This window comes from Rhodovulum sp., assembly GCF_011048875.1.
Taxonomy (GTDB): domain Bacteria; phylum Pseudomonadota; class Alphaproteobacteria; order Rhodobacterales; family Rhodobacteraceae; genus Rhodovulum; species Rhodovulum tesquicola.
In genome coordinates, this window is the sequence record NZ_DSDD01000179.1 from 1 (window position 1) to 8,913 (window position 8,913).

The window sequence follows — 8,913 nt, forward strand, 5'->3', positions numbered from 1 at the left end:
ATCTTCTGGCCGCCTGCGAGGGCGAAGGCGTGCCCGCCGGGCCGATCAACGACATGGCCCAGGTTTTCGCCGATCCGCAGATCCTTCACCGCGGGCTGGTGGCCCCGCGCGACGGGGTGCCCGCTCTGCGCACGCCCATCGTGTTTTCCGATGCGGAACTGGCACTGGACCGCGCCGCGCCGAAACTGGACGCGGATGGCGCGGCGATCCGGCAGGAACTCAGCCGCCGCCAAGCCCCAGCTGATTGAACGCCGTCTCCATCCCGGCCCAATCCGCGATGTCCAGCCGCACCGGAACGGTCAGCACCTTCTGCCGGAACCCGGACGGCAGACGCACCGCGTCCTTTTCCGTGGTCACCAGTTGCGCCCCGATCAGCCTTGCCTCGGTTTCCAGCCTTGTCATCAGCGCGGGCGTCAACGGCTGGTGATCCTCCAGCGCCTCGGCCCGCATCAGCCGCGCGCCCAGCGCCTCGACCGTGGCAAAGAACTTCTCGGGATGGCCGATGCCGGCAAAGGCCAGCACGCGCAGCCCCGCCCAGTCCATGCCGGTTTCCAGCGGTCGCAGCGCGCCGGTCAGATGGGGCACGGCCAACCGCTGGCCCCAGACGGACGCGAAATGGCGCTGGGCCGGGGCCGGGCCGATCGACAGCACCAGATCGGCGCGCGCAAGACCCGCGGTCACCGGCTCGCGCAGCGGTCCCGCGGGGATCACCCGCCCGTTGCCGAACCCCTTGGCGGCATCGACCACGACTATGGACAGGTCCTTGGCCAGCGCCGGGTTCTGGAACCCGTCATCCATCACGATCGCCTGCGCCCCGGCCACCACCGCCGCGCGCGCGCCCGCAGCCCGGTCCCGCGCGACCCAGACCGGCGCAAAGGCCGCCAGCAAGAGCGGCTCGTCACCGACCTCCGCGGCGCTGTGACCGCGTTCCTCGACCCTGACCGGGCCTTCCAGCCGCCCGCCATGGCCGCGGCTGACCACATGCGCCGCCACCCCGCGCGCCGCCAGCCGCTGCACCAGCGCGATCACCGTGGGCGTCTTGCCGGTGCCGCCCGCATTGATGTTGCCCACGCAGATCACCGGCACACCGACCCGTTCGGGCAACCCGCGCCGCAGCCGCCGCGCCGTGCCCAGCGCGTAAAGCGCGCCCAGCGGTGCCAGCGCACGGGCCGCAATCCCCGGCCTCTCGGGCGGGTTGAACCAGAAACCCGGCGGCCGCATCAGCCTGCCTCCGCCAGGGCAAGCGCCTCGATCATCCGGCGCATCACGCGCTCGGTCGCCGCCGACCCCTCGGTCGAGACCTCCCAGGCGGCGCGGGCCATCTCGGCGGCGCGGTCGGGCGACAGAAGATCGGCCACCGCATCGGCGAGACTCTGCTCGTCCCGCACCAGCCGCGCGGCCCTGGCCCCGGAAAGCCAGCGGTAATGCGTCGCGTGCGCGTCAGTGGCCGGGCCATGCACGATGGCCGAGCCCAGCGCCGCGGCATGGTAGGGATCGGGGCCGGGTGCCCCCGCCAGCGTGCCGCCGATGAAGGTCAGCGGCGCAAGCCGCAGCCAGAGCCCCAGCTCGCCCTCGGTATCGGCGACATAGATCTGCGTTTCGGTCTCGGGCTCCTCGTCCTCGGAGCGCAGCGATACCTCCCACCCCTCGCCCCGCAGCCGCCCGGCCAGCGCCGGTCCCCTTGCGGGATCGTCCGGCACGAGCAGCAGCAACAGCCGGTGCGCCTGCCGGATCGCGCGGGAATGGGCCGCGACGACGACCGCCTCTTCCTCGGGCCGGATGCAGGCGGCCAGCCAGGCGGGGCGCGCCCCCATCATCCGGGCCAGGACCTCGCGTTCGGTTTCGCTGCAGCGCAGCACCGCACTGCCCTCGGACAGCGGACCGCAGGGGATCAGCTGGACCGACGGTGCGCCCAGCGCGCGCAACTGATCGGCACAGGCCCGGCTTTGTGCATAGATGCGATCAAAACGGCGCAGCATCCGCCGCGTCACACCGCCACCCAGCCGCCAGCGGCCGCGCCAGTTTTCCGGCAGGTCGCGGGCAATCAGGAACAGCGCAGCGCCGCGGGCATGGGCTTGGGCCAAGGCGGCCATCGGCAGGGTCTGGGGGTAGAAGACGGCGATATCCGGCCGCCAGTCCGCCACGAACTCGGCCGCGGCGCGCTGGCTGTCGCGCGGAGCGACGGCAAGATGCAGCGCGCCCGGGCGAAGTAGCCCGCCGGTCCAGTCAGGCAGGCCATCCTCGCCGGTCACCAGGACCGCAAGATCCGGACGTTCGGAGTTCAGCATGCGGATCAGTTCGGCGGCGGCAGGCCGTTCCGCAGGTGGCGGCGCATGCAGCCAGACCACCGGGCCATCGGGCCGCGTCCCCGGATCCTGCCCCCCGCCCGCCATCCGCGCCACTTTCAGGTCCCGAGTTCCTCGGTCGGCCCGGCCTCGGCCTCTTCGTCGCGCAGGCGATGAATGTGGGCGATGAAATAGCGCATATGGGCATTGTCCACGGTGCGCTGGGCCTCGGCCTTCCAGGCCGCGTGGGCGCTGGCATAATCGGGGAACATGCCGACGATGTGAATGTCGTCGGTGTTGCGGAACACCGTCCGGCCGGGATCGACCAGTTCGCCGCCAAAGACCAGATGCAGGCGCTGGGTCATCGTCATCCCCCTTGGGTTCTGCCTTGCCGTCAGCCGCACTCTAGACCAAGCAAGGGAGCCGCGAAAGGGCGCATCGGGGCTCAGGCCAGCCGCGCGATTACCTCGTCATGCAGCGGCGGCGGCGCGGCGATCACCCCGCGCGAGATCGGGATCTCGGTGTTGAAGGCCAGCGCGGCGCCTGCACGATCGGTCACCCGCGCGCCCGCCTCGGTGGCGATCAGGCTGCCCGCCGCGGTGTCCCAGTCCCAGCTGTCCCGCAGCGTCAGCATCGCGTCGAACCGCCCCTCGGCCACCAGGCACAGCCGATAGGCCAGCGAGGCGCGCAGCGACCGGCGCAACCGTGGCGGCGGTCCCGCCCAGTGACAGGGGTCCAGCGCGGGCCGCGCGGTCAGCACCGCCGCGCCATCCAGCAGCGCCCGCCCGCTGGCCCGGATCGGCACGCCGTTCAGCGTGGCCCCGCCCCCGGCGGTTGCGGCGTAAAGCTTGTCCAGCATCGGCAGATAGACCGCAGCGGCCACCACCCGCCCCGCCGCGGTCACCGCCAGCGCATGGGCAAAGGACTTGTCGCCTTCCAGAAAGGCCCGGGTGCCGTCCAGCGGATCGACGACGAAGACGCGCTCGGCGCCCAGCCGCGCGGGGCCGTCCTCGGTTTCCTCGGACAGCCAGCCATAGCCCGGCCGCGCCGCCATCAGCCGCTCGCGCAGCATGGCGTCGATTTCCAGATCGGCCTCGGTCACGGGACCCTGATGGCCGGGCTTGTCCCAGACGCGCAGCTTGCGTCTCCAGTGGCGCTCGGCGATCCTCCCGGCGGCCTTGGCCGCCTCGATCAGCAGCGCAAGGTCAGTCGCCGGCAAGCGTCAGCCCCTCGACCAGCAGGCTCGGCACCCGATGCGACTTGTGATCCCGGGCGTCATTCGCCGGAACGATCCGGCGCAGCATGTCGGGCAGGCTGCCGGCGATGGTGCATTCGTTGACCGGCCAGGCGATCTGTCCGTTCTCGACCCAGAAGCCCGCAGCGCCCCGGGAATAGTCGCCCGTGGTCGGGTTGATCGTGCTGCCGATCATCGAGGTCACCACAAGCCCGGTGCCCATCTCGGCGATCAGGTCGTCGCGCGAGCGCGTGCCCGGCGTCAGCGTGACATTGCCCGAGGACGGCGACGGCGGCGAAGAGACGCCGCGCGCGGCATTCGCGGTGCTCTCCAGCCCCAGCTTGCGCGCCGTGCCCAGATCCAGCACCCACCCCGCCAGCACCCCGTCCGCGACCAGCGCGCGCCGCGCGGTCGCCAGCCCCTCGCCATCGAAGGGGCGCGAGCCTGCGATGCGCGGCCGGTGCGGTTCGGCGATCAGCGACAGCCCCGCGGGCAGCACCGCCTGCCCCAACAGATCCCGCGCCCAGGAGGCGCCGCGCACGATGGCGGTGCCGTTGATCGCCGACAGCAGATGCCCGATCAGCGAGGATGCCACCCGCTCGTCGAACAGCACCGGATAGGCGCCGGTCTTCGGCCGGCGGGGCGCGGCGCGTTCGATGGTGCGTTCCCCGGCGATGCGGCCGATTTCCTCGGGGCCGGGCAGATCGGCCTGGAAGACACGCGCCTCGTGGCACCAGTCGCGTTCCATGCCCGTGCCCTCGCCGCAGATCGCCACGCAGGATGTCGAGCGGATGGTCCGCTCATAGCCGCCCGCAAAGCCGTTCGTCGCGGCAAGGAACAGCCGCTGCCGGTCATAGCCCGCGCCCGCCGATTCGATCTGGGTGATGCCGGGGACGGCCCGCGCGGCCGCCTCGGCCCGGCGCGCATCCTCCTCCAGCATGGCGGGTTCGGGCTCGGGCGCGGGATCGGCCAGTTCCAGCGCGGCGATGTCGAGTTCGCGGGCGATCTGGCCGGGATCGGCCAGCCCCACGGTCGGATCCTCGGGCGCCTCGCGCGCCATGGCGACGGCGCGTTCGGCCATCTCGGCCAGCGTCGCGGGCCGCGTGTCCGACGCGGAAACACAGGCCTGCCGCCGCCCGATCAGCACGCGCAGCCCGATCTCGGTGCTTTCGGCGCGCTCGGCCTGTTCCAGCCGCCCGCCGCGCACGTCGATGGACAGCGATGCCTCTGCAACCGCCAGCGCATCCGCCGCGTCGGCACCGGCCTTGATCGCGGCATCCAGCAGCGCGGCGGTCAGCGTTTCGATTGTGTCGGGCATCGGGCCTCCGGCGATGGAACTGGCGTTCAGGTAGGCCGCCCGCGCCCCCCGCGCAACCCTGCGCGAGGGGTCGGCGGCCGCGCTCAGCGCAGCCGCTGCCCGTTCGCCACCACCCGGCCGTCCGGCGTGACCTCGATCTGCGAGCTCAGCGTGTCGCCCTCGCCGGTGGGCCGGGCGAACATGCCCAGCATCATCCGCATGCCCATCGCCTGATCCGCCGGAACCAGCCCCATCGCCACCAGCCGGTCAAGCAGCGTGTTCCCCCCGTCAAGACGCAGCCCGATCCGGCCGGTGGGCCGGGGCATCCCGTCAAAGGTCACCTTGTCGGAATTGTCGAAGACGAAGGCCCCGTTGCCGGTCAGTTCGGCCCCGGCAAGGCTGAGCTTCAGGCCCTTGACGTTCAGCTCGTGCAGTTCGGCGGGCGCCTCTGACGACTGGGCGACCGCCGGATTGGTCAGGTCGGACAGCAGCCGCACCTTGCCCGAAAGGTCGATCACCAGCGTCGCCGGATCGCGCGGCAACTGGCCCGAGGGGTCGAACATGGCCCAGATGCCATCGCTGATCGTCAGCCCGGCAATCCGGGTCAGCAGCCCGAAATCGGAGGGCGCCGCGCTCCGGACCATGGGCATGCGAAAGCTGAACGCGCTGTCGTCTAAGGCAAGGTCGATCCGCGGCAGCGGCAGCGCCGAGCCGGAAATCCCGATCTGCCCCCTGGTCGAGCGCACGTCATACAGCATGCCGCCATCGGCCAGCGCGAAATCCAGCGTCCCGGGCCCAAGGGTTGCCGCGACATTCGTGCTTTCGCCCGCCTGCGTCATGTCCATTGCATAGGCCGTGCCGCCATGGGCGATCTTGCCGGTCGAGGCAAATCCCGCGGCCAGCATCGCCCCCAGGTCCGTGGTCTGCATGCCCGCCGGAACCGTGCTGGACGAGGACACGACCATATCGGTCATCTCGCCGCCCAGTTTGAAACGCGACCCGTCCTCGGGATTGGTCGCATTCATGTCCAGCCGCGCGGTGGTGGCGTTCAGGGTGCCGTCGATCCGCCCGGTCGCGCCCTCGGCCATCGTGTAGCCGCCGGAAATCCCCCGCGCCGACATCTCCATCGCCATGTCCATCGGCTCGCCATCGACGAGCATCTGGTCGAGGGCAAAGGACGCCTCTGGCGCGGCGAAATCATAGGCGATGGCACCGGCATTGCCGCGGGCGGTCATGCTCAGGTCGCGCTGGCGCAGCGTCATCTTCATCTCGACGCGCTCGCCCGCCTCGGAAGTCGTTGACACGACCAGCGGGTATTCCGGCGCAAGGCGGATCGACACCGACCCGTCGCGATTCTCGGTAAAGGCGATGTCGCCCATAGCACCCGAGGCCGAGCCGCTGGGGGCTTCCATCGCGATGGTCACGTCGCGGACGGTCAGGGTGTCGCCCGACTTCGTTTCGCTGCCGGAAATGGTCTGGCCCGACCTCTCGGCCAGCGCCTTCCACGAGGCCCAGACCTCGGCGGCGGTCAGATCGGCCGATGCCGGCGCGGCGATGGCCAGCACGGCGACGATAGCCCCGGCAGAGGCCGAGATGCGCAGCAGCATGTGTTCCCTTTCATCGCAGGATGTCAGGCCTGAATGTCGGTGCTGGGCCGGGGGGAGTCAACGCCACGTTGCTCTGGTCTGCCACCAGAGGCTGGGCTAGGACATGGCACACGGAATTGTGTCGGCGAGGAGGGGTGTCATGGGTGAATTGTCGGGCAGAAGCGTCCTGATCACAGGGGCCAGCCGCGGCATCGGCGCCGCCGCCGCACGCGCCTTTGCCGAAGCCGGGGCCAGGGTGGCGCTGGCCGCGCGCAGCGAACAGGCGATTGCCAGCATCGCGCGCGAGATCGGCAGCGGGGCGATCGCCCTGCCCTGCGACGTGGCCGATTTCGCACAGGTCGCGGACGCGGTGCGCGCCACGGTCCGGGCCTTCGGGCAGATCGACATCCTGGTGAACAACGCCGCCGTGATCGAGCCCATCGCGCGCTTGCAGGATGCCGATCCCGGCGAATGGGCGGCGGCAATCGACACCAACCTCAAGGGCGTCTTCCACGGCTTTCGCGCGGCGATGCCGGTGATGGCGGCAGCAGGCGGCGGCACGATCCTGACCATCGGCTCGGGTGCGGCCCATAACGCGATGGAGGGCTGGAGCGCCTATTGCACCGCCAAGGCCGGGGCCGCGATGCTGACCCGCTGCGCCGATCTCGAAGGCCGCGCACAGGGCATCCGGGCGATCAGCCTGTCGCCCGGCACGGTCGCGACCGACATGCAGCAGACGATCCGCGACAGCGGCGTGAACCCGGCCAGCCGTCTGGACTGGGCCGAGCATGTCCCCCCCGCCTGGCCCGCCCGCGCACTGGTCTGGATGTGCAGCGCGGATGCCGACGAGTTCCTGGGCCAGGAGGTGTCGCTGCGCGAACGCGCCATCCGCCGCCGCGCGGGGCTGCCCTCGTGATCGGGCTGGACAAGGACGGCGCGCGCTGGGTCGTGACCCTGAACCGGCCCGACAAGGCCAATTCGCTGACCCTCGCGATGCTGTGCGACCTGGACAACATCCTGTCCGACGCGGCGGGCGCGGGCATCGCGGCGCTGGTCATCACCGGCGCGGGCAAGGTGTTCAGCGCGGGCGCCGATCTGGACGAGGCGAAGGCGGGACTTGCCACCGATCCGGTCTGGGAAAGCGTCTCGGGCCGGATCGCGGCGCTGGATGCGCTGACGGTGGCGGCGCTGAACGGCACGCTGGCGGGCGGCGCCTTCGGCATGGCACTGGCCTGCGATCTGCGGCTGGCCGTGCCCGAGGCAAAGTTCTTCTATCCGGTGATGAAACTGGGCTTCCTGCCGCAACCGTCCGATCCCGGGCGGCTGGCGGCGCTGGTCGGCCCGGCGCGGGCCAAGCTGATCCTGATGGGCGGGGCAAGGGTCGGCGCCGACGAGGCGCTGGCCTTCGGGCTGGTCGACCGGCTGGTGCCGCAGGACGGTCTGATGGCCGCGGTGGACGACCTGGTGCAGGCCCCGCTGGCCGCGACGCCTGCGCATCGCGCGGCGATCAAGGCGATGTGCGAGGGGCGGCGGCCCTGATGCCGGGCCGGCCCCGGACGGGGACCGGCCCGCATTCGGTCCGTCGCCCGCGCGCTCAGGTGCGGACGAGTTTCTCGTAGGCGTCGACCATCTCGCGGGCCAGCGCGCCGACCTCGAAATTGTAATCGCCGATCTGACCCACCGGCGTCACCTCGGCGGCCGTCCCGGTCAGCCAGCATTGCTGGAAGCCTTCAAGCTCCTCGGGCATGATATGGCGCTCATGGACCTTGATCCGGCGGTCATGCAGCATCCCGATCACGGTCTGCCGCGTGATGCCGTTCAGGAAGCAGTCCGGTTTCGGCGTGTGCACCTCGCCATCCCTGACGAAGAAGATATTGGCCCCGGTCGCCTCGGCGACATAGCCGCGATAGTCGAACATCATCGCATCCGAACAGCCCTTGGCCTCGGCCGCGTGCTTGGACATGGTGCAGATCATGTAAAGGCCGGCGGCCTTGGCCTGGCTGGGCGCGGTCTCAGGGCTGGGGCGCCTCCATTTCGAGATGTCGAGCTTGGCGCCCTTCATCTTGGCATCGCCGTAATAGGCGCCCCATTCCCAGGCCGCGACCGCCATGCGCACCGGGTTGCGGCGCGAGGCGACGCCCATATCCTCGCCCGCGCCGCGCCAGGCAAGCGCGCGCACATAGGCGTCCGTCATGCCGTTGGCCTGCATCACCTGCGCCTTGGCCGCCTCGATCTCGTCGACGCTGTAGGGGATCTCGAAGTCGATCAGGTTGGCCGAGGTCCTCAGCCGCTCGGAATGCTCGCGCGACTTGAAGATCCGGCCGCCATAGGCACGCTCGCCCTCGAAGACCGACGAGGCATAATGCAGCGCATGGGTCAGCAGGTGCACATTGGCCTCGCGCCAGGGCACCAGTTTGCCATCCATCCAGATACAGCCGTCGCGGTCGTCATAGCCAGTCATGGCGCTTCCCTTTCGCTTGCCCGTTCGGGGCGGTTTTTCCTAATGTTGCG

General features: G+C 70.8%; 10 protein-coding genes. 3 read left to right on the forward strand and 7 right to left on the reverse strand.

Annotated elements, in window-relative coordinates:
* The coding region (locus tag ENN83_RS06185; protein WP_287185262.1) for a CoA transferase at positions 1-248 on the forward strand (248 nt) is incomplete at its 5' end.
* Here ENN83_RS06185 and lpxK read toward each other — a convergent pair.
* The 6 genes from lpxK to ENN83_RS06215 form a co-directional block, all read right to left on the reverse strand.
* Positions 220-1,221, reverse strand: coding sequence for a tetraacyldisaccharide 4'-kinase (lpxK, locus tag ENN83_RS06190; RefSeq protein WP_287185264.1), 1,002 nt, complete (start codon positions 1,219-1,221; stop codon positions 220-222). The two genes, ENN83_RS06185 and lpxK, sit on opposite strands and share 29 nt — an antisense overlap.
* Positions 1,221-2,393 (reverse strand): 3-deoxy-D-manno-octulosonic acid transferase, encoded by a 1,173-nt coding sequence (locus ENN83_RS06195; protein WP_287185276.1) that lies wholly within the window; start codon positions 2,391-2,393, stop codon positions 1,221-1,223. Before ENN83_RS06195 ends, lpxK begins: the two co-directional genes overlap by 1 nt.
* An 11-nt stretch (positions 2,394-2,404) precedes the next feature.
* Positions 2,405-2,650 carry a DUF4170 domain-containing protein gene (locus tag ENN83_RS06200; protein WP_132693343.1) on the reverse strand — a complete coding sequence of 82 codons (246 nt, stop codon included), beginning with the start codon at positions 2,648-2,650 and terminating at the stop codon, positions 2,405-2,407.
* A gap of 80 nt (positions 2,651-2,730) precedes the next feature.
* Positions 2,731-3,504 carry an inositol monophosphatase family protein gene (locus ENN83_RS06205; RefSeq protein WP_287185266.1) on the reverse strand — a complete coding sequence of 258 codons (774 nt, stop codon included), beginning with the start codon at positions 3,502-3,504 and terminating at the stop codon, positions 2,731-2,733.
* On the reverse strand, positions 3,491-4,837 hold the full coding sequence (locus tag ENN83_RS06210; protein ID WP_287185268.1) for a TldD/PmbA family protein: 1,347 nt from the start codon (positions 4,835-4,837) through the stop codon (positions 3,491-3,493). The genes ENN83_RS06205 and ENN83_RS06210 overlap by 14 nt, the downstream gene beginning before the upstream one ends.
* A gap of 83 nt (positions 4,838-4,920) precedes the next feature.
* Positions 4,921-6,423 carry a DUF2125 domain-containing protein gene (locus ENN83_RS06215; RefSeq protein ID WP_287185269.1) on the reverse strand — a complete coding sequence of 501 codons (1,503 nt, stop codon included), beginning with the start codon at positions 6,421-6,423 and terminating at the stop codon, positions 4,921-4,923.
* A gap of 139 nt (positions 6,424-6,562) precedes the next feature.
* Between ENN83_RS06215 and ENN83_RS06220 the strand changes: the two genes are divergently transcribed.
* Together ENN83_RS06220 and ENN83_RS06225 are read left to right on the forward strand one after the other, a co-directional pair.
* Positions 6,563-7,318 (forward strand): SDR family oxidoreductase, encoded by a 756-nt coding sequence (locus ENN83_RS06220; protein ID WP_287185271.1) that lies wholly within the window; start codon positions 6,563-6,565, stop codon positions 7,316-7,318.
* On the forward strand, positions 7,315-7,941 hold the full coding sequence (locus ENN83_RS06225; protein WP_287185273.1) for an enoyl-CoA hydratase/isomerase family protein: 627 nt from the start codon (positions 7,315-7,317) through the stop codon (positions 7,939-7,941). The genes ENN83_RS06220 and ENN83_RS06225 overlap by 4 nt, the downstream gene beginning before the upstream one ends.
* A 55-nt stretch (positions 7,942-7,996) precedes the next feature.
* Here the strand turns inward: ENN83_RS06225 and ENN83_RS06230 are convergent, their stop codons facing one another.
* Entirely contained in the window at positions 7,997-8,863 is an 867-nt protein-coding gene (locus ENN83_RS06230) for a branched-chain amino acid aminotransferase (protein ID WP_287185275.1), read from the reverse strand.
* Positions 8,864-8,913 lie beyond the last annotated feature (50 nt).

Excerpts from the sequence above, each read along its gene's own strand:
- ENN83_RS06215 (WP_287185269.1), bottom strand. The coding sequence starts at position 6,423 with ATGCTGCTGCGCATCTCGGCCTCTGCCGGGGCTATCGTCGCCGTGCTG.
- ENN83_RS06230 (WP_287185275.1), bottom strand. The coding sequence starts at position 8,863 with ATGACTGGCTATGACGACCGCGACGGCTGTATCTGGATGGATGGCAAA.
- ENN83_RS06195 (WP_287185276.1), bottom strand. The coding sequence starts at position 2,393 with ATGGCGGGCGGGGGGCAGGATCCGGGGACGCGGCCCGATGGCCCGGTG.
- lpxK (WP_287185264.1), bottom strand. The coding sequence starts at position 1,221 with ATGCGGCCGCCGGGTTTCTGGTTCAACCCGCCCGAGAGGCCGGGGATT.
- ENN83_RS06220 (WP_287185271.1), top strand. The coding sequence starts at position 6,563 with ATGGGTGAATTGTCGGGCAGAAGCGTCCTGATCACAGGGGCCAGCCGC.
- ENN83_RS06200 (WP_132693343.1), bottom strand. The coding sequence starts at position 2,650 with ATGACCCAGCGCCTGCATCTGGTCTTTGGCGGCGAACTGGTCGATCCC.
- ENN83_RS06210 (WP_287185268.1), bottom strand. The coding sequence starts at position 4,837 with ATGCCCGACACAATCGAAACGCTGACCGCCGCGCTGCTGGATGCCGCG.